Genomic DNA, 26,163 nt, shown 5'->3' with positions numbered 1-26,163 from the left:
GCTTAGGCGAAGTGAAATGACTCCCTTCAGCGCTCCATGAGGGTCTATAATTTATCCCACCTTCACGTAACCTTCCTCATCTATTCGGCTTAGGATGAGGTCCTTAAGCCCCTCAGGTATGAAGCCTTGTTTTTTTGTAATGAACTCCGGGTAAATAGGCAAGCGCTCTTTTAATACAAATCCTGCTCTCTCGGTCACCTCTTTAAGTCTATCTATGCTTGGCCAAGGGGCTTCAGGGTTGATATAGTCTATAGTCACAGGAGATATCCCTCCCCAGTCATTCACCCCCGCCTGTAGTAGGATCGGCTGGATTTCTGAGTTGAGGTTTGGAGGGGCTTGAATGTTCACCTCTCCACCTAAGATTAAACGCGCTACAGCTAAAGTCTTGGTCACTTCAAGTGAGGATGGCTCTGCAGATTTCTCCATCGGCGTTCCAACTCTAGCTTTGAAATTCTGTATCAAAACCTCCTGGATGTGCCCATACTGTTCATGAAGTTTCTTAATCGCGAACAAAGAGTCCACACGCTCTTCAAGTGTCTCTCCAATCCCTATGAGGAGCCCTGTGGTGAAAGCTACCCTCTGGCGGCCTGCATCCTCTATTACACTTAGGCGACGCTTTGGCTTCTTCCCCGGGCTTAGCTCATGAGGTCCCCCCTCACCGCAGAGCCTTTCACTAATGCTCTCCAGCATTAGCCCCATGCTGGCGTTAACCTCTCTCAACTCAGCCATCTCCCTTGGAGTTAGTATGCCGGCGTTGCTGTGGGGTATAAGCCCGGTTTCTTCAATTACAAGTTTGCAGGCGTCATATAGGTAGGCTATTGTATTCTCGTAGCCGAGGGCCCTCAACCTCTCTCTAACCTCTGGGTAGACCTCCTCAGGCTTCTCTCCCAACGTGAATAGCGCCTCGTTGCAGCCTGCCAACATCGCCTGCTTAGCTATCTTTAACACCTCTTTTGGTGTCATGAGCTTTGCGTCTGTGTCTTTAGGTGTCTTTCGGAATCCACAGTACCTGCAAGCGTTACGGCAGAGGTTTGTGAGCGGGATGAACGCCTTCCTTGAGAAGCTTGTTGTGATCCCTCTGCCGTGAAGCCGTACCTTCAATGCCGTGGAGGTCAAAGCTGGAAGATGCTCCTCACCTATGTGCATAAGCTGGTATGCCTCCTCCCTCTCTATGCCGCCGCCTCCAGCAGCCTTATCTAAGACCTCTCTAACCCCCTCTGGTAGTTTCACCGACCAGTCAACCTCCACTCCTGACCTTGTAGGATAGGACTACATCCTCGCCGCAGACTTCCATCCCGAGAAACTCCAACTTGAGGGCATCGCTTATGGAAGCGTAGCCCTTGCCCTCAACAAGTGTGACAGCGTCTACACCGCCTAACATTATTGGGGCTATGGCAACTTTGACCTCGTCTATCAGACGCTCTTTTACCATGCTCCAGATAAGGGTTCCACCACCCTCCAGTAGGACAGTCTGTATCCCTCGCTTCCAGAGTCTGTCCATAAGTACGCTGAGATTCACCCTCCTACCTCGGCCAGTGACGATAACTTCACATCCTGCCTCCTTCAAAACTTCAATTCTCCTTTTCGAGGCGCACCCGGCCACGGCGATTATGGGGTTCCTTTCTCTCTTTATGCTCAGAAATTTAGAGTTTGGGGGAGTTCGAGCTTGGCTGTCTACGATGACGGGAACTGGATTTCTGCCATTAACTCGTCTAGCTGTCAACTTTGGGTCGTCGACGAGTAAAGTGTTGATTCCAATCATTATGGCGTCAACGTTGGCCCTTAACCTGTGAACTCTACCCAGATCCTCCTCGCAAGAGATCCTTGAATCTCCAGACCTACTGGCAATCTTTCCATCCAATGTCATAGCAGCGTTCAATATGACATAAGGCCGCTTTGCCCCTGACATCAAAGTTTAGTACCCTCGCAACCTGCCATAAACTACCTCCCCCCCAACAAGCACAGCCTTCACATTATCTGGCCTGACCCTGTTAACTAGGGCTGATAGTGGTTCACAGAGTGGTCTTAGATTCGGGGCATCTGCGTCTATAATTACGAGGTCGGCAAACTTTCCCTCCTCGATAGAACCTATCCTGTCCCCCAGCCCCAAAAGCCTCGCAGCGTTGATGGTTACCATCTTGAAACTCTCCCGCGGCGTGAAGGCGTCTAGGCTTTCAGCCTCTGCTCTGATGAGCCGCGTAGTGAACTCCATCTCCCTGAAGAGGTCTGGCGAGTTAACCATAACGTTATCCGACCCTAAAGCTACAGTTACTCCCAACTCTAGTAGCCTCCCGATTGGAGGGAACCCCAACCCTAGGGCAGCATTAGCCCTAGGGCAGCAGACCACAGGGACACCCGCTTCTCTAACTCTGCGTAGATCACCCCCTCCTGCCTTGGTAAGGTGTACAAGGAAATCCGCCTTCAAATATCTAAGAGCTCTCTCAACGTCACTTAAACCACTCCGCCTGATGGAGGTGTCGATAGTCATTTGATGTTCAGCTACATGTGTGGCAATAATTACTCTGCCTTTAAAATGCTCCGCGATTTCTTGTAGAGCGTGGTCTGTGAACTCGTTTGGGCTACTGAGGCCCAGACCCTCCGCGTAGTTAAGTATCCCCTCAACTTCTTCCATCATCTCCGTGGGAAGCCTCTCCTTGCCGGCTTGTAGAGCTGTCTCCGAGAATTGGAAGTTCGGTCTCCCTAAAGTTAGAACTCTTATGCCTAAGCCCTCAGCCGCAGCCTTAAGCAGCCTTACACCCTCGAGGCCCCCCTCTCTAAAGTCGGCGAAGGTTGTGACACCGCACCGCAACATGTCTCGGATCGTGTCCCTCATGGCTGAGACTAACCTCTCCGGGGGAGTCTCCCTTAGGATCTTATGCTTTAGACCCAGAGGGGGCTGCACAAGTTCGCGCAGACCTCTAGTTGGGGCAACATCCTTGGCGACAGAGTCGCCCACATGTGTGTGGGCGTTTATAAGCCCAGGAACCACCAGACACCCCCTTAGATTGCTGACCGTTACCCCACTAACAGAGGGAGAACCTGATCCAACTCTAACTATCCTACCATCTTCTATCGCTATGTAACCCCTCTTTATGGTCTCCATCTCTTCTCCGGCCAGTATCATGGCTTCCGCTAGGATCTTCACCTGTCCACCACCATGCTATAGTCCCTCCTTCATATATGCGCCCTTGTAGCCTTTCGAGGCGGGTTCAATAAGCTTGAAGAATATCATCTGGCATATCCGCGCGTTCTTGAATAGCTCCAATCCATGGGGATTATGGACGGAGAGTAGTCCCTGCCCGCGCCCCACATATCCAGGATCCCACACCGCGGTGTATAATGTAGCCCCACACCTTAACAGAGAGGACCGCGGGAAGACTAACGCTAACAAATCAAGCGGAAGATGAATTACCTCATTATAGCGTACAACATAAGCCCCAACATCTAGCCTCGCATGTGCTCCGCTCTCAAGCTTCACTTCATTCAGATCGGATATTTTTCTTCTTCTATTCGAGAAGTCTAGAACTCCTGCCCCCCTGAGACGGCTGACCTCTCTGACTGTCAACTCGAAGCCTGCGGGCTGGAGCTGTGTGGCTAGATCTACGTATCCCTTGATTAAGGGCTTCTGCGAGTTTATCCGTCTCAAAATTTCACGCCTAGTCAAGGCGCAACCCCTAATAGGGGCACTCGTGTTGTCGTAGAGTTGCAAATCTGCCCTCCCAGTAAATCAATTACCTAGGTATTTTACTCTCTACTATCCGCTAATCAAGATAGAATATGCATCCATTATCGTGTCAACCTCAATTACCTCCACGAAGTAACCGCTCTGTTGGAGATACTCTTGAAGATCCACTGCCTCTTGCCTAGTTATTATGAGCGTGAAATTAGGTGCTATCTCCCGCCTCTCTTGAACAGAAATTGTGACAATCTTCTGACCCCTCGGGACTAAAAACTTCGACGCGCCTTCTTCAGCTGCGGCTACCGCCTTGTAAAGCACACCGCCAACTTTCCCAATAGTGCCATCCGGATTTATAGTTCCTGTAGCATAGATTTGCTGGTTTATTGTCTGGTTCGATATTGCGGCAATTATGGCCGCTGTTAGAGCTACACCAGCACTAGGTCCGTCTACTACGTTCACCTCCTCTTCAGCCTTCACCGTTATGATAACATCAGTCTTCTCCAGGGATATACCAGTATAATTTTCAGCTACAATAGCCGCAGTACGCGTGCTACTCTGGAGATCTATCCCTACCCTAGGTTCAGTATTCACCAGAATCCTCCCTGACCCGACATGTAGTTCGACATCCAATTTCATAGTTGCACCTTTGTAGGAGGTTGTGTATGGCACTTGATAGAGTTCTACCACGCCGACAGCGTTAATTGTTGATGCACCAGTAAGGCCAAGTGCGGCATCTTCTCTCTCGAGCTGTCTCTGGTAGTATTCAGCTTGCCTTCTGTAGAAGTCGACCTGATTCTCCAGCAGTTCATTCTTCTGTTGGGTGAGATCCAAACGTCTCGTTAGATTCCAGTTTTGGTCTATTAAAACACTTAACTGGTTGTTAAGCTGTGTGACTTCATGATACATGCTTACAACAGAGAAGGCTAAGGCAACGTTAACAATAAGACTTGCTGCTACGATTACTTTCATAACTTGGCGGCGGTCTCTTTGAGGTTTCTTCTCTAAGGGTTCAGGCTGCTCCAATGAGCAGGCACCTTTTTGTATTACTAAGCCACTTACGGAAAGCATCGATTAATAAGGTTTCTTCGATCCTCTTGCCGATAATGGTTAGTAGTTGCTATCAAGCTAGCTGGTTTTGGTCTGTTTTTTAACATGCTCTTTGACATAACTGGACTCTGAGGTTATCGATTGTCATTATTCATGTTTAAGCATACCATAATCTCGTAAGTAAAACGCTTGTTTAGAGGATTTTTTGGCTAGATATGCTTGCAAAAATCTTAATTTCTATTTCAGCTTTCATGTTGAGTGGTGAACTAAGTTGGCAATTTGCCCGAGGTGTAAAAGCCAAGACACCGCCGAGGAGAAGTCTTGGGACGTAATCCCAAAGACTGGTAAGGGCGCAGCAATGCGGGTCACAGCCTATAAATGCAGCTCTTGCGGCGGCAAATTCAGAAAGGCAGTAAAATTAGACAGATCACAGATAGCCCCTACTACATCCGCTCCCAAAGTAGATCAGGCAGTAGCGCTACCTGAGGCAGAATCAGCGTCATCTTCCATAACTTCACAAGCCGAGGTGCCTTCACCTACCACTAACATGAACGAGCCTACCAACACGACTGCCCCACAAGTACACCACACCTCTCTATTCCATAGACTAAAGGAGAGGTTCCACCGTTAAGGTATCTTCACTTTTTAGGAACGGAAGTGTGTAAATATGAGTGTTCATACAGAAGCGCTGAGGAAATATATTGGCAAACCCGCTAAGGACACATATGGTAGATATGTCGGTTACGTCGTAGGGCTTTCCCTAGACCCGATGGGGCAACTTAACTCAATCGGTGTGGATCAGGGAGAGGTCGGCTTTCTTGAGTATCACAGCGATCAGGTGATGATCGAAGGTGAAAATCTCTTACTTATACCTGCTTGGAAAATAGCCTGTGATAAATACCGCGAAGAGAGTAGTCTTACCCAGAAGAGGTTCCAAGCTTTAGACGAACTCCTAAAAAACGGTGAGATACCACAATACGTCTACGACGAACTTTACAAGAAATACAAGGAGGATATGAGCAGGCAGCAGGAAACCTATGCGAACCTTGTCAACAAACTCAAACAGAGAATAGCAGACTTGGAAGCGCAGTGTAAAAGCCTAGAAAGATTCCTTGGCAACATAAAAGTTCAACACAAAACAGGCGAGATGAGCGAGGAGACTTACAAGGTTAACAGCGAGAACCTTGTATATGGAATCAAGAGCGCAATAAACGAGAAGAAAGACCTCGAAAATGCGCTGAGCAAATTGGCTCCACCCACAGAGAAACCTGTAGAAGTGGCTCAAACTAAACCGACTATCCTAACAGCCAAGCCCAGTGATGAAGACCAATCACATAAGCCTCTAATCCTGCGACTCCGCACCTCTGACGAGCAGAACCGAGCCCCTGTGTAGCCACCCCCTGCCATGGGATTGCCCAGCCTCCCATGGCGTGATGAAAATACGGGCTGTGACCCCCATGGATAAGGTCGACAATTATGGGGCGCAAGCCTCTCTCAATACGAGTATCAAGGTTGCCTTATTCTGGGCGCTGAGGAAGAGGATCCGACTCTCGCGCTGTAGAATTTGGCTGGCTATAGTTGCCACCGCCCTGACTTCTGCCGCTTTTACTCTACTATGCTCTTTAACGGTTGCTGCTGGAGAGTGGTTGGCGGTTGTGCCTGCCACAGTTATAACCCTCATAGCCTTACTAGCAATTCTGCTATATCCCACACTCCACTCGAACTATGAGATAAGTATTTTTAAGGCACTGGGCGCTGATAGGTCGGCTATAACAGCTCTGTTCTTTCTAGAAATGTTACTCGTGGGCATCGTAGGTGTGTCGGTGGGTGTATTGGCTGGCGGTGGTTTGATCTTTCTCGCCCCCATGCTCGGCATCTACAGGTTTCCTACACTAGGCTCTGCAGGGTACGGCTTGATAACCGTGTTATGCCTACTCGGTGTTTTAGCTGGCTCTCTGGTGGGAATCTACATTAATTGGAGAAAGATAAGCCAGGTGACGGTGGAGATTTTATCCCATGCCAAGTGAAGCAGCAATAAGTCTAGTTCACGTTAAGAAATCTTACAATGGCCGCGGTAAGGTAGTTAATGTCTTCGATGATGTCAGCCTCCAGATAATGAAAGGTGAGTTCGTCGCTGTCGTAGGTCCTACCGGCTGCGGGAAGACCACTCTGATTAACCTAATCTCCGGCTTAGATCGTCCCATCTCGGGGGAGATCTCCATTGACCAGACACGCATAGACAGTCTCTCTGAAGATGATCTAACTCGCTTAAGAGCTACAAAGATGGGGGTGGTATTTCAGGCTCAGAACTTATTTCCGGAGCTTTCAGTATGTGAGAACCTTGAACTGCCTCTGGCGATACTCGGTTTTAAGGGTGAAGCTAGAGAGGCCATGGTGAAGGATACTTTGAAGGAAGTAGGGCTCAACAGCCTTGCTGACAGAAAGGCTGGAAACTTGAGCGTAGGGGAAAGGCTCATGGTTGGCATCGCGAGAGCATTGGTAAAGGATCCGCCTATAGTCCTAATGGATGAGCCTACTGAATGCCTCGACCCATTGACGACAGAATCTGTTCTAACTTTGCTGAGAAGTAGTAACATTCTAAAGGGGAGAACTATACTGGTTACGACACATAGCAGAAGAGTAACTCAGACTGCTGAGAGGGTTATCCATTTAAGAAAGCGAATACCTTAGACGGCTTGCCTGCTCCCTCAGATGTTAAGGCCTAGAATCTCTCTAAGACCCTTGTAGCGGTTTCTGACAGTCACCTCAGTTACAGCAGCAGCCTCAGCTACTTCTTTCTGTGTCTTCTTCTCGCCCAGCAGTACGCAGGCTACATATAGTGCCGCTGCAGCTATGCCTATTGGATCTTTCCCAGTGACAGCCTTGAGCTTGTCAGCCTCTTTCAGAAGCTCCAAAGCCTTCGCCTGAGCCCGCTCACTTATTCCCGCCTTACTTGCCACCTTTGTAACATAGATTCTCGGGTCAGGTATTGGCATGCTCATAGGTAGCTCATGGAGTATAAGCCTGTAACACCGAGCTATATCCTTAAGTTTAACCCGGCTGACTGAAGCTATCTCTTTCAGAGACCGAGGACGATTAGTCTTCCTGCATGCCGCATAGACGCACGCCGCGACTATCGCCGCTATTGAACGCCCCCTAACCAGTCCTTTGTCCAAGACTCTTCTATAGATCTCCGCAGCCTCCTCTTGTATATCCTCGGGGATATGTAACTTATCAACAATCCTATCTAGCTCCGACAGCGCCTGAAGAAGGTTCCTTTCTACCGGTGACTGGTATTGAGTACGGGACTGCCACTTCCTCAAGCGTAGCATCTGAAGCCTAGTGGAGAGCGGGATTCTGCGACCAGAAGCATCCTTGTTTATGTCGTCAATTACAGTTGGAAGTCCCTTGTCTGCCTGCAAAATCGAGATAGGCCCTCCAACACGGCTTCTATCAGCCTTCTCCTCTAATGTGAAGGCTCTCCACTCAGGTCCTCTATCTAAAGCGTGCTCACTGATCACCAAACCGCAACTTCCACATATCTGCTCTCCAGTCTCAGCATTATGTATAATAACTGAACCTCCACACTCGGGGCACCTCTCGCGCCCCGCCTCCAATCCGACTCTATTCTCGCGCATCTTGATCCCAGATCCAAGTTACTATGCTTGGTAGGTAATCGGTAGAACACCTCTCTCTGCTAGCGGCAGCTTAGAGAAGCAGTTATTGATACCGATTATAACACCGTGGTAATTACATAAGGTCGCTACTTCTCTATATAAACCTTTCCCTCTTAGTAATATATAAACCTTTCTACTATGGAGATGGCAATGGGCTGGTCACCCCGCGAAGCTTTAAAGCAATAAGGTGGGTGGCTTATTTTAGCGGATATGAGCCTAAAAGAAGTTTTTAATCAGGTTATTTTATCGAAATGAGTCTTCTGATGAATTCTTGAACTTCATATACGTTTTTAAGATAGTATTTGGCATTTGAGCGTCGCGGTCTAGAGGTAACGCAGACGGTGATGCCCCTTTTAAGGATAGTGAATGCATCTTCATCAGTTCTGTCGTCCCCTATATATATAGGCAAAGCATCCTCGGCTAAGGATTCCACTATCCACTTTGCTGCCGACCCCTTATTCCAGTCTAGGTTGGGTCTCACCTCGAAGACCCTCTTACCTTGGGTGACCATTATGCCGTCGAGATGACCGGCGACCTCTTCGAGTATCTCTCTAACTTTCAGGATCTCACGTGGAGGCGCGAGCCGGTAATGAATACTGGCCGTCAGACCTTTATCCTCAACAATCACACCCTTCAAGCCTTGGAGCTTTTGCTTCAACTCAGCAGAAATTCTCATCATATTTGGCAAGGCTTCTCCTGCCCCAGGATGCCGAAACCTACAGTTAGGCCCCTCGATCTCTAAACCGTGATTACCAGCATAGAATATACCTTGGACATCCACTAGTGCCTTCACTTCCTCTATTGGTCTCCCGCTGATTACCGCCACAATGTATCGCGGATTATCGGCTAACCTTCGGAGTAGATCTCTCATTTCGTCAGAGAGGAGAGCCAACTCTGGTCTAGGGGCGATAGGTGTGAGTGTGCCGTCATAGTCTGACAACACACATGCTGACCTGCTCCGTTTCACTCTTAGAGTTATGTAACCCCAACGGTTGAAGAGGTGCCGCAAAATGTAGTCTACCCCTTCAACACGTCTACGCGTATGTCTTCAACGTTTCAGCTCTTCAATTACTTTCTTGGCTATTATTAGGCTAGCATGTTTCTGTGCCTCTTCTGTCTGTGCCCCAATATGAGGTGTGCAGACTACGTTTGGAAGACGCAGAAGATCAAACTTCTGGGGAGGTTCAACTTCGCATACATCGATAGCAGCTCCAGCCAGCTGCCCCGAAGTTAAAGCCTCTTTCAGCGCCTCTTCATCTACAAGGCTACCCCTTGCTGTGTTGACCAGGATAGCTCCCCGTTTAACCATCGAGAGCTCCCTCCGTCCTATTAGGTGCCTACTTTGTGGGGTCAGAGTTGCATGGAGTGATATCACGTCTGAATCCTTCAGAAGCTCTTCCAAGGTTACTTTCTCTACGCCTAGCTCCTTCATCTGTGCCTCCTTATCGACCACGTCGTATGCGATGACCCTCATCCCTATGGCTTTAGCCACTTTAGCCACTATGTAGCCCACCCTTCCAAACCCGATTATGCCGAGGGTCTTTCCTTTGAGCTCTCTGCCCATGATCTTGCTCTTTGGCCACTCGCCGCCTTTAATGCAGAGGTTGGCGTAGGGGATCTGTCTGATCAGAGAGAATAGTAGCGCTAGGCTCAGCTCAGCAGTGGCTTGGCTCACTGCTTCAGGGGAGTTTATGACCTTTAATCCCTTCTCTTTGGCAGCTTGGACGTCTATGTTGTCCAAGCCGACCCCAGCCCTCGCTACAACCTTCGTCCTATCCATAGCTGCGATGATCTCCTTGGTGATTTTGGTTCTGCTCCGAACTATTACAGCATCGTAGTCCTTCACCGCCTCCTTCAGTGTCTCCGGTGTATGGTCAAGTTTAACATCAACCTCGAAACCTGCCTCTCTGAGCAGGTTTATGCCCTCTTCATCTAGCTTGTCACAGATAAGTACCCTAGGCATGTCTCCTCATCCTCTAGCCTTCGCTGCGACTATTTTTATAACATCACCATTTTTAAGGATGTAGTCCTCTCCAATCCTCCGCTTACTTCGAGCTTCAACCCCATAGACGAAGTTCTCTCCAAGTTCTGTGTGGATCAGACTGGCGAACTCGCTGGCTGTGGTGCCATAGGGTACTAGGAGGCAGTCTGGAAGGACTCGGCCTTTATGGTCGGTGAGTTTATCCTCATCCTCGACTGGAAATACAGCTATCATGTTCAGCAATTTGAAGTAGGCGTGATTGAGTGCTTCCTGTATACCGGTAGACCCCCACTTGACCAATACTCGCTCTCGTATAGCCTCGAGGGCGGCTCGCTGCTGATCGGTGAGGCATTCGGGCTTCAGAATCTTGAAGTTTGAATCTCCAGGTCTATACTGGATGAGGCCTCTCTCGGAAGCCCTCCTCAGAGCCAACTCCGCCTCTGCGCATGTAGGTATTACACTGTAGCCGTAATGTTTGAGTCTCTCAAGATTCTTATCAGCTGGAGGGAGGTCAATCTTATTGGCTATGATAAGTAGCGGTTTAGAGATCCTCCTAAGCCTGCCGGCGAAGTTTCGGAGTTCCTCCTTTGTCCATGTTGTCGGGTTTTTTGACTCAAGTTTAAGCTCAGACAGGGCTTGTATAATCTGGTGCTTTTTGATTTGCAGTCCGGCTAGTTTTTCGAGGAGTGCAGCGGCTATGTTCTCTTTGCTTGCTTCGAGTTTCCGCGCTAACCTATCCCAGTCCTTTGCTATTATTTGGAATAGCCACATATCGAACTCTTCTTCAAGGAAGCGTATATCTTCAACTGGATCGTTTGTTCCAGGCTCACAAGGTCTGCCTTCGCTGTCAGTGGCTCCTGCAGCGTCAACCACTAGTAGGAGAGCGTCGGCTTTTCTCACATCATCAAGAAACTGATTGCCGAGTCCCCTCCCTTCCCACGCATGGGGCACTAGGCCAGGGCAGTCTATCAGTTTCACGGGCACCAGCCTCAATCCGTCTAGGCAGATAGAATTTACTGGCTCATCTTTCAAACCGAACTCTTTACAGACACAGGGAACTCCTACATAAGCTACCCCAATGTTCGCTGTCTTAGTGGTAAAAGGGTAATTGGCAATAGGAACCGTGGCAAGAGTTGCAGCTGAGAAGAATGTGCTCTTCCCAACATTGGGCTTACCTGTTATGCCTAACACTGGCACCGGGAACCACGAGATAGTTTATTCTGAGCAGTTTATAAATAGTAGCCGAATCACAGGGGTATGCTGAGCTATGGTTCAGGAGTGCTGCCATCCCATCGTCCAAGTTTCACCCCGAAGACGCCAGTTCAGTTTGTCGTCTCCAGTTTGATGTTCTCAAAGATCAAATGTTGCTTCGCTTTAACCTTAACGTTTGGGGGTACGTCCCTATAGACAATTACATTAGCTCCAATGTGGCAGTTAGGCCCTACTTTCGTGCCAGGCATGAAGTTAGCGTTTACACCAGTCTTTACGCGGTCACCTATAACTGCCCCAAATTTTCTCCTACCAGTATCCACAATCTCACCCCCGATCAGAACTTTGACTGGTTTCTCATCAAACCTTATATTACCAACCATCGTTCCAGCGCCGAAGTTACAGCCGGATCCTATTATGCTGTCTCCCACATAGGAGAGGTGTGGTATACGGGTTCCATTCATGATTATACTGTTCTTAATCTCGCAGCCGTTCCCTATCCTTACATCTCGCCCCAGTGAACTGTAGGCTCTAATGTAGCAGTTAGGTCCTATCTGGCTGCCCCTTCCAATGTAGACCGGGCCCTCAATATATGCTCCGGACTTTACTACTGCATCCTCCTCAAGGTTTAAAGCCCCAAATATGTGGGCACCATCCTCTATCACACCTCTTACAGAAGGCTTCATACTCTTCAAGTATCGCTCATTAGCCTCGAGGAGATCCCACGGCCTACCGATGTCCATCCACTTATCCCGACTGACCTCTACGGTGTAGATCGTTTCACCCCCCTCTACCGCTTTCTTTATCGCATCAGTAACCTCCACCTCACCCCTCGGCGAACGCTCCGTCTGTCTCACATACTCGAAGATGTTTGGCGTGAAAATATAAACGCCAGCATTTACGAGATTCGTGGGAGAAAACCATCTTCTAGGTTTCTCTACTAAATCCTCTAAGCTCCTGTCCTCACGAAGTTTTACAACGCCATAATTTTCGAGTCTCTCAGCCTCTACCACGGCGAGGACATTTCCTTTTCTCCTTTGGTAAGCCTCTAAGATGTCAAGGATCACCGTAGAGTCTACGTAAAGATCCCCATAGACTGCTAGAAAGTCTTCATTCCCCACGTACTCTCTAGCTACTCTTATTGCATCTCCAGTCCCAGTGGGTGTGGGTTGCTCTACGTAAACAATTTTCAAGCCAAATTCAGAGCCATCCCCTATATTTGAGATGATCTGCTCACGCAGATACCCGACTACCAAAAAGACATCCTTGAATCCAGCCGCCTTCAGGGCGGATAGGGTATGTTGGAGGAGTGGTCTACCTCCCACAGGGATTAGGTGTTTAGGTCTCGTGAGAGTAAGTGGTCTTAGTCTGACACCTTCACCAGCAGCCAAGACCACGGCTTTCAAAGAGTTCGCCCTAAACTGAAGCAGGATGTTGCGTCATATAAATAAGCCTAATCCGCTTTGATTTTCTCAAGCTTTCAGGCTACCACGGGTACTGCTTTCTCTGTTAAGGGAGGCGGAGCAGCTAGGAGCTTCGACTTGATTACGCCTACATGGCGTAGGGGTGCTATCTTAGTGGCACGGTTGTATATGTCCGAACCAACCTTGCCGAGGACCATCTCCTGAACCAATTGATCTAAGGTTAGATTCTTAGCCTTGTCTAGGAGGATCTCTTCTGTGATCTTTCTTATTGCGGTCTCACGGGAGTGGTTCACCCTTTTCTTGGTGAAGGTTGTTGCTTGGACCCTCAACCGGTAGCCATCTTTAGTCTCTAGATTATAGATACCGTCAACGCGAGAACCTCCCCTCCTGACTATGCTGCGTAGATATTCTCTCGCATACTCATGGCCTTTGAAGACAGTATCGGCTCTCATACCTTGGGTAGAGATGATCTGAAAATAGATCTTTATGTTGCTCTGGGAGATGTCCTGCTTGGTTAAGTCATATAGAGTTGTCTCTATGACTCTTCCGAGGATCCTTGAATCATCTGCCGCTGGCACTGTGGCAAACTCTTGGCTACCAAAATAGGGTGGCGTGTATACGGTATACCAGGTCTTCAGCCGCCACTTATCCTTTACACGGACGCCCTTCTTGGCTGACAAGACTTTTCCCCATCAACTCTGAGATAGGATACGGTATATTAAACCAGAAGTTAATAAGAGTATAGTCGCGCAGTCGGATACGCTGGCATAAAAATAGCTCCGTCTTCAGTGCGACTGTTTTATTGCGTGGAAAAGAAGACCGCAGGTTGATCAATATGATTAAAGCTACATAAATAAAGCAAATAACTTTTTAACAGTTTCTTAACCTTTGCCCCTATCCGGCTGGCCCCCTTATACTCGCCGCTTCCAACCTCAGCGAAGTCAGTCTCTTAATACTCCCCGTACTCATGCCCCATTTAGACTGTTACACATGTAGGTTCACCTCAGAATCCAACTTCTGGAGGTTTATCTGGAAAGCCGGAAAGAAATCTAGAGCGCTGAAGATATGGGGCTACTGCCTCACATCAGCTTTCCTGCCCCCTCTCCTTAGGCCAGAGTAGAGTTCTGGGTAACTCATAGTCGCCGAAGCGTTCACTAATCGGTTTGGGCCAGTTTTCAGGATTAAAACCATGGGTAGCCAAGAAGGCTGCCACCCACCTTGAGATCCCAATTCCAGTGCACCCTGTCCAAATAGGTCGGCCCTTGGCTTCGTGGATGCTGAAGCTCTCAACGAACTTGGTTCTATGTATGAAGCAGGCGGCAATCTCCAGCCACTCAGCCTTATCCCGTTCCCCTCTATAGGGGAGGTATACCTCGATGTCGTATGCGGCTACGTTCTGGCTCTGGCTGGTGTCCCCTACCTCGCCGCCTTTCATGTAGAATGGAGTAGCTGCCACTACCCTCCACTCCATATCGAGGATATTTTCCACAACATCCAATAGGCGGTCTCTCACAGAGTCTCTAAGTTTCACAACCTGTTCAGGTGTTCCAAGGTAGCCTAGCTCTATGCGTCGAAATTCGTGAATCCGAGTGAGTCCCTCAACTCCTCCTCCTTCCCACCTGTAAGTCCATCCTGCTCTGTCATAGAACTTGAAGGGGAGATCCTCCACCTTTACTGTTTCGTGGCTGAAGAAATACCAGAAAGGCTCACACTGTGCAGGAGCGAGGACGTACTCTGGCTCTTTGACTATCTCCTTCAGTAGCCCCTTAGGCACAGATTTAGTTATCTTCACCGTCTCCTTGAATTTTGCGAAGGCTTCAGGCTCTCGGGGTGGATGACAGACGTAATACATCCCCTCCGGGATATCCTCCAGATATCCTGGCATCCTCCGCATGACCTCAAGCGGTATAAGCTTCGGGAGCATGAATGGCTGGAAGCCCATCGGCCGTATCACCTCATTCAGGAGTATCTCCTCCATGAGCTCCAACAGCTTCGTGTAAGGTGGAGTATAAATCCACTGGCCTCTCCCTGGAAACTCCTTTATCCACCCTAGCTCTGCAGCGACTTCCGAAGGCTCTCGCCTAAACCTAACAGGTTTTACATCGCCCCTTCGGACAACAGGCGTGGAAAGCGCTACTGCTGCAGTCCCCGCCTTAGTTGCTTCCGCAACTATCGACGAGACCATAGCCATAACTCTGTCGGGGATGTTTCGTTTCAACTCTCCCTCCTTTATAGGCTTCAATGTGACGCTGAGTTTTCCCTCCTCATAGTTTGCATCCCTTACATAGCTCATACCTCGGATTCTCTCTAGTGTCTGTTCACTCAATTGGCTGGTTGGAATTTTTATGGTGATAGCAGGGGCCTCAACTTCACGTACACCAATACGGTATTTTGCACCAACTTCTTCAGCTAAGAGTTTACGGAACCTCAGGAGTGCTGCAGGGGCTCTAGCGTAGGTTCCAGAGATTATGGTAAGGTTTAGGGATTCACCTTCAATGCTCCAGTCAACTATCTTTGTGGCAACTTTAGTGCGGCTTGAGGGGATACCACTCACAAAGAGTTCCCTGTTGGACTTCTCCACCAGGGCAGCTATCGTGTCCTCAGCCTCCTCGGCGTTCTTGCTGAAGGCTATTTTTCCCGAGACCAAGATAGTTATCTCTTCACTCAACTATAACACCTCCAAGCTACTCTGAGCTGTCTGGACACAGGTGAGGAGGTCATCCAAGGTCGCCAAGAAGGTCTCATACCTCCCTACACATTCTATGATGGTTACGACACTCTTTCCGTCGCTCTCAGTCTTAACCTTTAGGTTAGCTGGTACATCTCTATTGTCTGGAGATAAGCTCTCAGCTATAGCCTCAGCGTGACGACGGCTTGGGCACCTTACCTCGATCCTAGCTTTGAACATCGCTCTTCAACAGTGCACTTTTTGCTAGTTGGTCAACTAGCCGTATAAAGTTGTCTTTTTGATCATGGGGGATATTGGCACCAGCTGCCACACTATGTCCTCCTCCCCTCCCCTTCACCCGTTCAGCCGCAGTCTGCATTATAGTGCCGACGCTTAAGCCTCTCCCTACGAGAGTCTCGCTAGCTCTAGCTGAAACCTTTACCTCACCTTCCCTCGTCCTTGTCAGGAAGAGGAGAGGTTTCTCCTGGTTTAGGACACCCGATGTGGAGAGAATGCTCGCAACCGGGCTTAGGAGGTTCTCGTCAACGATTCCCTCGCAATCCACGATGCAGATATTTTCCAGATCTCTAATACGTTCTCGAGCCTCACCTAGAAGGTGCCCCATATATCTTGAGATGACTTTCCGATACTCGCTGAGAATGTTCTGCGCCTCGTTTAGAGCTTCCCCTCTATCACCCATGCAGAGAGCTACGGCGACGCCGGGTTTATCCATTCGAGCGCAAGCGTTAAGAAGTGAGGCAAACTCTCTACCGTCCCTCATAGGGGTCAGTCTATCCTCCTTGAGAAGGGTGTAAACGGATCCTATCAGGCTGATGATTAAACTGCTCGTAAATCCCTTTGAGGATAGGTATTTAGTCAACTCAGAGTAGATTCGTTGCTTCTCCTCCGCGGTGAGGTCTGCTAGTGTACGGAACTTTTCTCCAGCCTTGAGTGGAATTCCGAGATTCACGAGGAAGCCTAGACTATTGCCCTCCTCTCCACTCAGCCCAGGAATAAAGGGGTTCATTGTAGAGGCTATCGCCTTATAGATCGGCCGGGTTTCTCTTCCATAGAATAGGAGGTCAGTTCTCACCTCAAGGTAGCCGCCGTCGACAGCGTCCTCTACTATTACTTGGTTCAATCCGGTGAGGCTTCTCTTCTCATTCTTATCTTGAAGGTCACCTAGAGCGCCTACAACCCCAAGTGGCGAGAGGTCGATATTCTCTTGGCTGAGCTTCTTCGCAACGATGTAGCAGACCCCCGCTCCGCTGATTTCACTTGCCCCGTCGATCCCGTAGAGGTGCGGGTTTACCATGGCGATACTAGGGTAGCTTCCCTCGAGGGGCTTATGGTGGTCAATCACCAGAACCTCAGCCTCTCGTATCCTCGTGAGAAGGTCGAGGTAGCCACTTCCAATTTCCGCGAAGATATAGAGCTTAGCCTTAACTTGGAGCATTCGCTCTATGAGCCGCTCATCCACCTGCTTTGCCACTCTAAGGCTGAAGTTGCCTCCCAACCTGTGGATAGCCTTAGCCATGATTGAACCAGCGGCTACACCATCTGCGTCTAGGTGGGAGACTATCTGAATAAGGTCTCCTTTCTCGATATGCCGCAGAATCTTATCTGCAATATTTTCGCAGCCTTTAAGAAAGGCGTCGAGATTATGAGTCATCCCAGCTAGCCTACTGGGGTCATATGAAGGAGCCGACTACAGATTTGTACTTCCAGCCTTCAGGTAGAAGTTTCCTCTTCTTATAATAGACTGAGAGGTTGTGAATGCGCGACTCGAGGAGTTGGAGGTTATGGATGCTTCTACGATCTGCCTTGTTCTTCTCTACATGACGCTGCATCCTACTGGCTTTTTTCAGTAGCATCGCCAGATCCTCAGGGAGTTGTGGGGTGAGTTTTGCCTCCTCGAGTATCTGGTTGATCTTCTTCCCCGTTATCGCCTTTACCAGCGGGATGCCATACTGATCTCTGAGTATTCCGCCGATCATGTCGGCTGGCTGTCCCTCCCTAGCCAGTTTTATTACTAAAGACTCCACCTCTTCAGGTCTGTAGCTGCACCATGAGGGGGCTCTCTTGGTTACAGGTCGGGTGGACTGTGAGCTCCCTCTCTTTGGGGCGTGAACTCTTGCCAGCTTAGCAACCTCCGAACACTTTCTAAAAGAGAATCGTCTTCTATTATACTTTACGGCAAAGCATTAGATAGGCATCCTTAAGTTAACGCACTCGGCTCAATGTGGTTAGCTGACGAAAATGGGAAAATTAAACCATAGCCTAAAAATTCTAACTTTCTGTTGTGCTAAAGCTAATAGCATATAATTCCCCTATGTAGGGGATTTTATTTCAACGCCTATAGGCTTAGGTTATGTTGGCTAATATGCCTCGTCTCATGTGGTAGGGTTATTTGGCTCTCATATTCGCATGTCACCTTCTAGGCGTGCTCATTTTGTAGTGTACCAACCGGCGAACTTCCTGAACGCCTTCGCTCTATGCGAGCAGCTGTTCTTTTCTTCCATGGTCATCTCCGCGAAGGTCTGGTGCTTGTCGAGAGGTTGGAAAATTGGGTCGAAACCGAAGCCGTATCTTCCTCGGCTTTGGTGAACTATTACCCCTTCAACCTTACCTTCAAAGAGGAGAGGTTGCCCCTCACCATAAGCATAAGCGACCACAGACTCAAAGTATGCCCTCCTGTCATCCATATCCTCAAGTAGTCTAAGTATGCCTTCAACACCAAGTTTGGCATATACATACGATGAGAAGGGTCCCGGGAATCCGTTCAAGGCATATATGAAGAGGCCCGCGTCCTCAACTAGTAGTGGTAGAGGGTTGCCATCTCTCAAAAGTTGAAGGGCAGAGTTGCTTGCGACATCTTCAAGCCTCTCAGACTGGATCTCAGGCGGCTTTAGATCTAAACGCCTTAACACTATACCGTACTCTGAGGCTAAAGCCGCAACTTCCGCAAACTTTCCACTATTTGTTGTAGCAAAATATACCGGGCTCCACTTATTATCTGAACTCTCAATTCTGGGCATAGGTTCAACCATCCTCTACCTCTCTAGGACATAGCGCCCTCTCCTTCTTATCTCCTCGATCTTTGCTTCAACCTCGGAGAGTTTTCTACTACCAACCACTTTACCGTAACCCTTCATGACTTCGGTAAAGCAACTTTTTGCGTAACGGTAGTGGTAACTTTGGAGTGCCCTCAGCAATAGGAAGAGGTCAACACCTTGGTCTTCTAGACTTCTTGAGTGGAAGCCGAGGCCGAAGTCTACGAAGAAGAGTCGCCCATCCGCGGTTAATATGAGATTGGAAGTCGTGAGGTCGCCGTGGACGATCTCGTTGCGGTGGAGGAGAGCAATTGAGTACCCTACAGTGCGGCAAATTCTACTCCGCTGGGGCTCGCTCATCTCACCAAGGCAGTCTCTCAAACGTACACCCTCAATATACAGCATGATTATCTCGAAGTTTACTCTGTCTACGAAGAATATGATAGGAGTTGGGACGCCTGCCACTTTGGCCTCGTGGAGTAGTTGTGCTTCATGAGATGTTCGGTATTCACGTATCCTCCTGTCGAGTTCTGGAAGCCTATAACTTTTGCAGACTCTTCTCTTAACTATGACCTTGTAACCCTCAAAAGTGCTAATGTAAAGATCAGCCTCAGCACCCCTCTTCAGTAGCCGAGGCGGCTCGTCGAGAAGATCCGAACTCTCCACCTCACCACCCGAAGCCAGCCCTAACCCACCTAATAAACTCTTCAACCCCCCTAAAATTCAGTATGTTCACAGCTACCCCCTAAGAGGATCCCACATTTACACCACTAACACCATTACACCAACTACATGCGTGAGTCTCCCATAAAACTTCTAGAGTTGATACCCCCTGCCAACGAGAACGAGTATACTGGTAGCCTTATTACCATACTTCGACCCCTGTCAAGAGTAACACGGTGGTTGAGGTATTTTGGGCTTTAGTCAACGTCCTCGACTGTTCTACACCATAAATATTCAGACCATGGCTCATACTTTTCGTCATCCACTTACAGATAATGTGACCAACTGCCTTGTAATGAAAACGTGATAACACCATTCTTTTACAACAGAGCTGAGAAGCTACCTTCTGAGTTGAGCAAGAATAATATGCCGAACAAAATGAGTATCGCCGCTGAGATCACTTTCATCCTTTCAATCGGAATCAATCTTGAGACCCTGAATTCAATTACCACACAGCCGCAGTCAAGGCAGAGTAAGAAGCCATCACACCTATGAAGACCCACGTGGGGTTGGCGTATATTGCCGCGAGGAGTATCGCGGTAAGCTGCGTTTTATATCCCAGCTCAGCTGCGGCTATTATGCCAAAAGAAGCCAGCAGGGGCGTTAAATCCAACTGCATAATCAAATCTTATTAAATGAGATTCAAATACCTAACTCTACTAGTATCGCGTTGGTTTACTACGCGAAAGTTCCCTCCCTCACATGCATGCTATGTGGATATTTATGGAAGGTTGGAAATGGCGAGATTAACCACCTTAAGTGGAAGAGAAAAGGTTGAACAGGTAAACTGCCGGGATTTTCCTTGATTTTAGTACGGTTGCGATGTTGGGATACGTGTCTTGACCAAAATGTTGGGATTAATGTATGGAAGACTTTATAGACGCCAGTATGTAAGGCTGTTGTGTGGAGTGTAAAAGGTACATTTCGAAAGAGGAAGTCGAGTTAGCCGACGGCACTATCATACCTGGCGGCCGGATAATAGTCGAGAAGCCTGAGGAGTCTGATGCCTGGATATGTGAGATCATTCACAATAGACCTGTCGATTTATCAACAATAGATAGCTTCGCTATGAGAGCTGAGACAGGTGAGGTAGTCGAGGTGATTAAACCCAAACTCCGGGGTATACTTATAGATTGCTCAATAGACTATATCGAAGAATAACGCTCGCTAGGTTGCATATGTTTATCTAAAGGCTTAAAAGCTCAAAGGCCCAAAAAAGAGATTTCATGGCTCTGAAACTGAGAGGAGATAACCTAAACATAGTTGTAGCTGTGCCTCTCCTAATTATAACTGTATTGAGCGTAGCTGCAGCATGGGCTTCTCCTGTGTGGGCGCAAGTTGAGCAGATAAAGACTGACAGGGCGATATATCCGCCAGGGGATTCTGTAACCATATCAGGCGTCGCCTCAAGGAACGCATACGTAGCCATTCAAGTAACTGATCCGAATGGGACTGTTATCTGGCTGGTGACAGCCGAACCGGGCGCTGGGGGGGCATATCAACGCCACTTCAAGTTGCCCCAGAACGCGGTTGAAGGCGTCTACACTGTTGTGGCTAGCCAGGGAGGCGTCGTGAAGACTGCTACCTTCCAGGTGTCAGAGGAGGCGCCGCAGGTGGCCACTAGTCGAGGGCGTGCGTACATTGTGGTTCCTAGGGTTATTGCAGGTGGAAGAGCTGATGTAACCATAACAAAGACGGAGGATCTCGCGGTAAGGTCGATTATCATCTCAGTTATAAACAACGTGAACAACATCGCGATTAATATCACAAAGCTACCTGATAAACCCGCCTCCGTAACTGTGAACGTTACAGGCAAGGTATACCATTACATATCTATAGATAAAACAAACATTGGAGATACTGACATCTCCAATGCTACAATAGGCTTCGGCGTGGAAAAGTCGTGGATGACTGCGAACCAGATACATCGCTCCACTATCACTCTGCAAAGATACCAAGTGACTGGATGGAGCAGCTTGCCCACTACTGAGGTTGAGGAGGATGCGGACACTGTATACTATGAAGCAAAGTCTCCAGGGCTCTCAATATTCGCTGTAACAGGCCAGACAGCTAAGACGCCTACCTCTATATCCCTATCAGCATCAGCAACGAGCATTAAGAGAGGCGAGTCGATAACTCTCACAGGTGCGATCACGCCACCCATCGGGGGAGCTACGGTCAAGCTCACCTATACTAAGGCAGGGGCTGTCTCGGTTGAACGTACTGCCACAACAGCCGTGGATGGTTCATTCTCAAGCACCTACACACCAGATGCGGGGGGCTCCTGGAGCGTCGTCGCCAGCTGGGCTGGTGATGAGACTTATCTAGGTGCCACCAGCTCAGATGTGTCATTCAATGTAGTGGATACCGGATGCCTAATAGCTACCGCGACATATGGGTCTGAATTGGCGCCGGAAGTTCAATTCCTCAGAGGATTCAGGGAGAGAACCGTTTACGCCACTTATGCGGGGGCTCAGTTTATGACTGTCTTCAACGGGTGGTACTACTCATTCAGCCCATACGTGGCTGACTCGATCGTTGCATCCCCTCAAATTAAGATGCTATTGAAGGGTATCATCTACCCACTCTTAGGGATACTCCATCTGGCAGTAAATGTCGGAAGTCTATTCAACGTAAATAACGAGGTAAGCGTGGTAGTTACAGGCATTATAGCCAGCGCCTTAATTGGCGTCGTGTACTTCGCTCCTGCAGTTGCAGTACTGCTCTACGGCCTCAAACGTAAGCTAAGATACACGCCAAGAATCTCTAACCTCAGGTTGCTGTCTATACCCTGGCTGGGCAGTCTCATATCAATCCTGCTTGGAGAACTCTCAGCGTCATCGCTACTAATGATGGTTGGAACAAGTATCCTCGTGGTCTCAACTATAGCCCTCGCCGCCGGAGCCATCGCCATAAAAGCTGTCCAAATAGTTAAAAGATAAAGCCAAGGTCCCCCCTCCTTTTTTTAATGTCCTTGTAGACTAAACATGCTTAAGTGCTGCCCCGCCTACAACTCTGAGTGAGAATCGAATGGTTGGCGAGTTACTCTGCCTAGGCATAGAGAGTACCGCACACACCTTCGGGGCAAGTGTAGTCTCATCGGATGGGCGTATCCTCTCCGATGAACGGAGCATTTACAAGCCTCCCCCCGGTGAAGGTATCCACCCTCGCGAGAGCGCCAGACACCACTGCGAGAAGGCTCCCAGCGTAATCAAGGTTGCTCTAGCAAAGGCGGGTGTCACGTCGAAGGACTTGCACGTAATAGCTTTCTCTCAAGGCCCAGGGCTGGGTCCATGCCTTAGGACCGGCGCAACAGTGGCAAGGGCACTCGCCTCATACCTTCGCCTCCCCCTCGTCCCAGTCAACCACGCAATAGGCCATATAGAGATAGCCGCCTTGGCCACTGGCGCTAAAGATCCTTTGGTAATCTTGGTCTCAGGGGGTCACACCTCAATAACCGCTTTCGCTGGCGGGCGTTGGAGGGTCTTTGGTGAGACAGAAGATATTACACTCGGAAATCTTCTCGACATGTTCGGAAGGGAAGCCGGCCTACCTTCACCAAGCGGCCCAGCGATCGAGACCTTGGCTAGCAGGGGAGTGAAGTATATCGATTTACCATACGTAGTTAAGGGCAATGATGTCTCTTATTCGGGTCTCCTAACTGCGGCGGTAAACAAGTTGAAGAGTGGTGATGGAAACGTCGAGGATCTCTGCTACTCACTCCAAGAGACATCCTTCTCGATGCTTACTGAGGCGGCAGAGAGGGCGTTAGCCTTCACGGAGAAGAAAGAACTCCTACTGACCGGTGGCGTGGCGGCCAACAAAAGGCTCCAAGAGATGTTACGGTACATTGCGGGGGAGCATGACGCTGAGTTCCGCGTCGTTCCGCGAGAGTACAGCGGAGACTGCGGCGCTCAGATAGCTTGGGCGGGTCTTCTCGCCTACCGGAGTGGCGTGAAGGTTAATGTAAGCAAAAGCTACGTACGTCCGAGGTGGAGGTTGGAAGAAGTCTACGTTAAGTGGCGTGTATGAGACTCATTCGGTAGGCCGCCACTCAATTTTGACATCTTTTCCCGCAATCTTATAAATCTCCTCTCTCTATCTCTGCTGAGTGGCATAGTTGGCTGAGACATCCAGAGTAACTCCTCTCCCAAGACAGCCTGAGGTCAACATAGGTACGGCTGGTCATGTTGACCATGGAAAGACGACGCTGATTAAAAGTCTCACAGGTGTGTGGGCGAGTAGACACTCAGAAGAGTTACGGCGCGGCATAACTATAAAACTCGGCTACGCTGATTGTGCCTTCTACAAATGCCCAAGTTGCCCCCCACCACTTTGTTATACTACCGATGAGAGATGCCCCAAGTGTGGGGGGCCGGCGCATTTCCTTAGGGCAGTGAGCTTCGTTGACTGTCCAGGCCACGAGGTTCTCATGACGACGATGCTCTCTGGGGCTGCAGTCATGGACGGAGCTCTCCTCATAGTTGCCGCAGACGTGCCAGTTCCCCAACCTCAGACTAGGGAACATCTCGCAGCCTTGGAGATTGCCGGCGTCAAGAATATAGTTGTAGTCCAGAATAAACTCGACCTCGTTAGCAGGGAAGAAGCCCTCAAGAACTACAAACAAATCCGCGAATTCTTGGCTGGGAGTATAGCTGAGAACGCACCCATCATTCCAGTTTCAGCCCAGCACGCGCTGAATATAGACCTCTTAATCGAATCCATCCAAGAGTTTATACCCACGCCGCACCGTGACACCGCTCAGCCGCCTTTTATGCATGTAGTTCGATCCTTCGACATCAACAAGCCTGGGACTCCTGCAGAGAATCTTGTCGGCGGGGTTTTGGGCGGTACAATAGTAGAAGGTAAGCTTCACACAGGCGAAGAGATAGAGATAAGGCCAGGCATAAAGAGTGAGAGAGGCGCCAAACTAGGATACACCAGCCTAGTAACAAACATTGCCAGCCTCCACGCAGGTTGTAGGAAATTGGAGGAGGTTGGCTGCGGTGGCTTAGTCGGGGTTGGGACAACTCTTGACCCTTCACTATCAAAGGCGGACAGACTTATCGGTAACGTGGTAGGTAAACCAAACATGCTCCCTCCTTCTATGGAAACTTTATCGATGGAGGTCTCCCTCTTCGAGAATGTTATTGGAACTCAAGAGTTGATGCGGGTTGAGACCTTAAAGCTGAACGAGCCTCTCGTTATCAATGTTGGGACGGCTGTCACCTCAGGTACGGTCACAAGTTTGAGGGCCGGTCTCTTAGAGATAGCCCTAAAGAAACCTGTCTGTGTAAAGGCTGGGGCGAGAGTAGCTCTCAGTCGTAGGATTGCAGGCAAATGGAGACTAATAGGATACGGTTTGCTGAAAGGCTAACTTCGTTAGAGACATACCCTCTGCTTCATGGATAAAACCTTAAAGACACAGTACTCGCCGCACATACTACAACCTTCAGCCTTCGGGCCTCTACTCTCACGGATCTTTCTCGCCCTCGCCGGGTCTATTGACAGTTCATACTGTTTATCCCACTCTAGTTTGGCTCTGGCCTCAGCCATCGCGAAATCTCTTGGAAAGGCTCTTTTGCGTAATTTTACTATGTCAGCGGCGTGAGCGGCCAGCCTCGCCGCTGCCACGCCCTCGCGAACATCCTCCAGTGTGGGTAGCCCCAAGTGCTCCGTCGGGGTGACATAGCAGAGGAAGTCGGCACCAGCGGCGGCAGCTACGGCGCCCCCTATAGCCCCAACTATATGGTCATAGCCTGCACCGATATCGGTGACCAGCGGTCCTAAGACGTAGAAGGGTGCACCTTTACATATCGACTTCTCAATAATCACGTTAGCCCTGATCTGGTTAAGGGGTAAGTGGCCGGGGCCTTCAACAATTACTTGCACAGTCCCACTTCTGCACCTCTCGACCAGCTCAGCAGCCTTCAGCAACTCTTGATGTTGATACCAGTCGTCGGCGTCAGCGAGACATCCCGGCCTCAAAGCGTCTCCTATGCTTATGCAGAAATCGTATCTTTTTGCTATTTCTAGAAGGCAGTCGAAGTTTCGGTATAGGGGGTTCTCTTTTTCATGATGAAGGATCCAGCTTGCAAGGAAGGCTCCACCACGGCTTACGATGCCTGTGACTCGTGGGCTTCTCTTCAGGCGATCGACTGTTTCCTTGGTTATGGCTGCGTGGATAGTCATAAAGTCTACTCCATCCTTTGCATGTCTCTCTATAATAGAGAATAGGTCATCCTCTGTCATGTCCACGACGGCATGTCTTCTCTTTAGAGCCTCGATAGCCGCTTGATAGATAGGTACACTTCCAACCGGAACCTTTACAGCTTTCAAGATAGCTCTCCGAACGGCGTCGAGGTTGCCTCCTGTGCTCAGATCCATCACGGTGTCTGCACCGTAGGCTACGGCGGCTGTTGCCTTCTCAATCTCAGAGTCTATGTCGCTCAGATCTGTCGAGGTGCCAACATTTGCGTTCACCTTAGTTCTCAGACCCTTTCCGACTCCGACGGGGTGGCACTGTTCTCTCAGTGAATTCCTCAAGATGACTATCCTTCCTTCGGCGACATACCGCCTGATCTTCTCGGCATCCACGCCTTCATCTTTCGCAACCGTCAGCATGTCTTCCGTGATGCCTCCAACCTTTGCCGTACTTACAATGCCCACCACAGCTCACTCTCAACTATGGTTAGAGGAAAC

The 26,163-nt window shown here is 49.2% G+C and carries 27 protein-coding genes; 8 read left to right on the top strand and 19 right to left on the bottom strand.

The genetic code is table 11. From position 1 onward, the window contains the following. Window positions 1-51: 51 nt before the first annotated feature. From cofG to QXJ75_04845, 5 genes are read right to left on the bottom strand one after another with little or no spacing between them, the layout of a single operon-like run. Entirely contained in the window at window positions 52-1,230 is a 1,179-nt protein-coding gene (gene cofG / locus QXJ75_04865; protein MEM3737397.1) for a 7,8-didemethyl-8-hydroxy-5-deazariboflavin synthase CofG, read from the bottom strand. 7 nt (window positions 1,231-1,237) lie between these two features. Beyond that, a complete protein-coding gene (locus QXJ75_04860; GenBank protein ID MEM3737396.1) occupies window positions 1,238-1,909 on the bottom strand; it encodes a 2,5-diamino-6-(ribosylamino)-4(3H)-pyrimidinone 5'-phosphate reductase in 672 nt (223 codons plus the stop codon). Between the two features lie 6 nt (window positions 1,910-1,915). Continuing rightward, complete coding sequence (locus QXJ75_04855) at window positions 1,916-3,145, bottom strand: amidohydrolase family protein (protein ID MEM3737395.1); 1,230 nt, start codon at window positions 3,143-3,145, stop codon at window positions 1,916-1,918. Between the two features lie 15 nt (window positions 3,146-3,160). Further along, window positions 3,161-3,709, bottom strand: coding sequence for a deoxyuridine 5'-triphosphate nucleotidohydrolase (locus QXJ75_04850; GenBank protein ID MEM3737394.1), 549 nt, complete (start codon window positions 3,707-3,709; stop codon window positions 3,161-3,163). A 45-nt stretch (window positions 3,710-3,754) separates the two neighbouring features. Then, a complete protein-coding gene (locus QXJ75_04845; protein MEM3737393.1) occupies window positions 3,755-4,702 on the bottom strand; it encodes a S16 family serine protease in 948 nt (315 codons plus the stop codon). Window positions 4,703-4,997: 295 nt separating this feature from the next. Between QXJ75_04845 and QXJ75_04840 the strand changes: the two genes are divergently transcribed. Genes QXJ75_04840 through QXJ75_04825 form a run of 4 tightly spaced genes read left to right on the top strand, consistent with a single transcriptional unit; the run spans window position 4,998 to window position 7,417 of the window. Continuing rightward, window positions 4,998-5,357 (top strand): hypothetical protein, encoded by a 360-nt coding sequence (locus QXJ75_04840; GenBank protein MEM3737392.1) that lies wholly within the window; start codon window positions 4,998-5,000, stop codon window positions 5,355-5,357. Window positions 5,358-5,393: 36 nt separating this feature from the next. Then, the gene (locus QXJ75_04835; protein MEM3737391.1) at window positions 5,394-6,119 is read left to right on the top strand and encodes a CdvA-like protein; all 726 of its coding nucleotides are present in this window, start codon (window positions 5,394-5,396) and stop codon (window positions 6,117-6,119) included. Between the two features lie 40 nt (window positions 6,120-6,159). Further along, complete coding sequence (locus QXJ75_04830) at window positions 6,160-6,753, top strand: FtsX-like permease family protein (GenBank protein ID MEM3737390.1); 594 nt, start codon at window positions 6,160-6,162, stop codon at window positions 6,751-6,753. After that, on the top strand, window positions 6,743-7,417 hold the full coding sequence (locus QXJ75_04825) for an ABC transporter ATP-binding protein (protein ID MEM3737389.1): 675 nt from the start codon (window positions 6,743-6,745) through the stop codon (window positions 7,415-7,417). Before QXJ75_04830 ends, QXJ75_04825 begins: the two co-directional genes overlap by 11 nt. Window positions 7,418-7,434: 17 nt before the next feature. Here the strand turns inward: QXJ75_04825 and QXJ75_04820 are convergent, their stop codons facing one another. From QXJ75_04820 to QXJ75_04760, 13 genes are all read right to left on the bottom strand, one after another. Next, complete coding sequence (locus QXJ75_04820; GenBank protein MEM3737388.1) at window positions 7,435-8,364, bottom strand: transcription initiation factor IIB; 930 nt, start codon at window positions 8,362-8,364, stop codon at window positions 7,435-7,437. A 277-nt stretch (window positions 8,365-8,641) separates the two neighbouring features. Then, complete coding sequence (gene otsB / locus QXJ75_04815) at window positions 8,642-9,412, bottom strand: trehalose-phosphatase (protein MEM3737387.1); 771 nt, start codon at window positions 9,410-9,412, stop codon at window positions 8,642-8,644. A gap of 39 nt (window positions 9,413-9,451) precedes the next feature. Further along, the gene (locus QXJ75_04810; protein ID MEM3737386.1) at window positions 9,452-10,366 is read right to left on the bottom strand and encodes a D-2-hydroxyacid dehydrogenase; all 915 of its coding nucleotides are present in this window, start codon (window positions 10,364-10,366) and stop codon (window positions 9,452-9,454) included. Window positions 10,367-10,372: 6 nt separating this feature from the next. Continuing rightward, window positions 10,373-11,581, bottom strand: a complete 1,209-nt coding sequence (locus QXJ75_04805; GenBank protein ID MEM3737385.1) for a redox-regulated ATPase YchF — start codon at window positions 11,579-11,581, stop codon at window positions 10,373-10,375. Window positions 11,582-11,706: 125 nt separating this feature from the next. Beyond that, window positions 11,707-12,990 carry a sugar phosphate nucleotidyltransferase gene (locus QXJ75_04800; protein MEM3737384.1) on the bottom strand — a complete coding sequence of 428 codons (1,284 nt, stop codon included), beginning with the start codon at window positions 12,988-12,990 and terminating at the stop codon, window positions 11,707-11,709. An 83-nt stretch (window positions 12,991-13,073) separates the two neighbouring features. After that, on the bottom strand, window positions 13,074-13,697 hold the full coding sequence (locus QXJ75_04795; GenBank protein MEM3737383.1) for a 30S ribosomal protein S3ae: 624 nt from the start codon (window positions 13,695-13,697) through the stop codon (window positions 13,074-13,076). Window positions 13,698-14,101: 404 nt separating this feature from the next. Then, window positions 14,102-15,685, bottom strand: a complete 1,584-nt coding sequence (gene serS / locus QXJ75_04790) for a serine--tRNA ligase (protein ID MEM3737382.1) — start codon at window positions 15,683-15,685, stop codon at window positions 14,102-14,104. After that, window positions 15,686-15,925, bottom strand: a complete 240-nt coding sequence (locus QXJ75_04785) for a KEOPS complex subunit Pcc1 (GenBank protein ID MEM3737381.1) — start codon at window positions 15,923-15,925, stop codon at window positions 15,686-15,688. After that, a complete protein-coding gene (locus QXJ75_04780) occupies window positions 15,912-17,357 on the bottom strand; it encodes a DHH family phosphoesterase (protein MEM3737380.1) in 1,446 nt (481 codons plus the stop codon). Before QXJ75_04780 ends, QXJ75_04785 begins: the two co-directional genes overlap by 14 nt. Before the next feature lie 19 nt (window positions 17,358-17,376). Continuing rightward, the gene (locus QXJ75_04775) at window positions 17,377-17,826 is read right to left on the bottom strand and encodes a 30S ribosomal protein S15 (protein ID MEM3737379.1); all 450 of its coding nucleotides are present in this window, start codon (window positions 17,824-17,826) and stop codon (window positions 17,377-17,379) included. A 306-nt stretch (window positions 17,827-18,132) separates the two neighbouring features. Continuing rightward, a complete protein-coding gene (locus QXJ75_04770) occupies window positions 18,133-18,735 on the bottom strand; it encodes an XTP/dITP diphosphatase (protein ID MEM3737378.1) in 603 nt (200 codons plus the stop codon). 3 nt (window positions 18,736-18,738) lie between these two features. Beyond that, window positions 18,739-19,449: a KEOPS complex kinase/ATPase Bud32 gene (locus QXJ75_04765; protein ID MEM3737377.1), complete on the bottom strand. Its 711-nt coding sequence runs from the start codon at window positions 19,447-19,449 to the stop codon at window positions 18,739-18,741. 457 nt (window positions 19,450-19,906) lie between these two features. Beyond that, window positions 19,907-20,074: a TMEM165/GDT1 family protein gene (locus QXJ75_04760; protein MEM3737376.1), complete on the bottom strand. Its 168-nt coding sequence runs from the start codon at window positions 20,072-20,074 to the stop codon at window positions 19,907-19,909. Window positions 20,075-20,364: 290 nt separating this feature from the next. On the opposite strand from QXJ75_04760, the gene QXJ75_04755 reads away from it, so the two are divergent. From QXJ75_04755 to QXJ75_04740, 4 genes are all read left to right on the top strand, one after another. Continuing rightward, window positions 20,365-20,622, top strand: a complete 258-nt coding sequence (locus QXJ75_04755; GenBank protein ID MEM3737375.1) for a hypothetical protein — start codon at window positions 20,365-20,367, stop codon at window positions 20,620-20,622. 65 nt (window positions 20,623-20,687) lie between these two features. Then, window positions 20,688-22,403, top strand: coding sequence for a PGF-pre-PGF domain-containing protein (locus tag QXJ75_04750; GenBank protein ID MEM3737374.1), 1,716 nt, complete (start codon window positions 20,688-20,690; stop codon window positions 22,401-22,403). Between the two features lie 88 nt (window positions 22,404-22,491). Then, a complete protein-coding gene (gene kae1 / locus QXJ75_04745) occupies window positions 22,492-23,493 on the top strand; it encodes a KEOPS complex N(6)-L-threonylcarbamoyladenine synthase Kae1 (protein MEM3737373.1) in 1,002 nt (333 codons plus the stop codon). 88 nt (window positions 23,494-23,581) lie between these two features. After that, on the top strand, window positions 23,582-24,838 hold the full coding sequence (locus QXJ75_04740; protein MEM3737372.1) for a translation initiation factor IF-2 subunit gamma: 1,257 nt from the start codon (window positions 23,582-23,584) through the stop codon (window positions 24,836-24,838). 5 nt (window positions 24,839-24,843) lie between these two features. Here the strand turns inward: QXJ75_04740 and thiC are convergent, their stop codons facing one another. Then, on the bottom strand, window positions 24,844-26,130 hold the full coding sequence (gene thiC, locus QXJ75_04735; GenBank protein ID MEM3737371.1) for a phosphomethylpyrimidine synthase ThiC: 1,287 nt from the start codon (window positions 26,128-26,130) through the stop codon (window positions 24,844-24,846). Window positions 26,131-26,163 lie beyond the last annotated feature (33 nt).

The organism is Candidatus Bathyarchaeia archaeon, assembly GCA_038883335.1.
Lineage (GTDB): Archaea > Thermoproteota > Bathyarchaeia > Hecatellales > Hecatellaceae > JAVZMI01.
The sequence above is the reverse complement of the archived record's forward strand: the minus strand, read 5'-3'. Positions and strand labels throughout refer to the sequence as shown.

What these genes read in the sequence shown, in the direction of transcription:
- QXJ75_04860 (MEM3737396.1), bottom strand. Translation starts at nt 1,909, where the DNA reads ATGTCAGGGGCAAAGCGGCCTTATGTCATATTGAACGCTGCTATGACA.
- QXJ75_04835 (MEM3737391.1), top strand. Translation starts at nt 5,394, where the DNA reads ATGAGTGTTCATACAGAAGCGCTGAGGAAATATATTGGCAAACCCGCT.
- QXJ75_04830 (MEM3737390.1), top strand. Translation starts at nt 6,160, where the DNA reads ATGAAAATACGGGCTGTGACCCCCATGGATAAGGTCGACAATTATGGG.
- QXJ75_04825 (MEM3737389.1), top strand. Translation starts at nt 6,743, where the DNA reads ATGCCAAGTGAAGCAGCAATAAGTCTAGTTCACGTTAAGAAATCTTAC.
- QXJ75_04820 (MEM3737388.1), bottom strand. Translation starts at nt 8,364, where the DNA reads ATGCGCGAGAATAGAGTCGGATTGGAGGCGGGGCGCGAGAGGTGCCCC.
- QXJ75_04810 (MEM3737386.1), bottom strand. Translation starts at nt 10,366, where the DNA reads ATGCCTAGGGTACTTATCTGTGACAAGCTAGATGAAGAGGGCATAAAC.
- QXJ75_04785 (MEM3737381.1), bottom strand. Translation starts at nt 15,925, where the DNA reads ATGTTCAAAGCTAGGATCGAGGTAAGGTGCCCAAGCCGTCGTCACGCT.
- QXJ75_04780 (MEM3737380.1), bottom strand. Translation starts at nt 17,357, where the DNA reads ATGACTCATAATCTCGACGCCTTTCTTAAAGGCTGCGAAAATATTGCA.
- QXJ75_04770 (MEM3737378.1), bottom strand. Translation starts at nt 18,735, where the DNA reads ATGGTTGAACCTATGCCCAGAATTGAGAGTTCAGATAATAAGTGGAGC.
- QXJ75_04750 (MEM3737374.1), top strand. Translation starts at nt 20,688, where the DNA reads ATGGCTCTGAAACTGAGAGGAGATAACCTAAACATAGTTGTAGCTGTG.
- kae1 (MEM3737373.1), top strand. Translation starts at nt 22,492, where the DNA reads ATGGTTGGCGAGTTACTCTGCCTAGGCATAGAGAGTACCGCACACACC.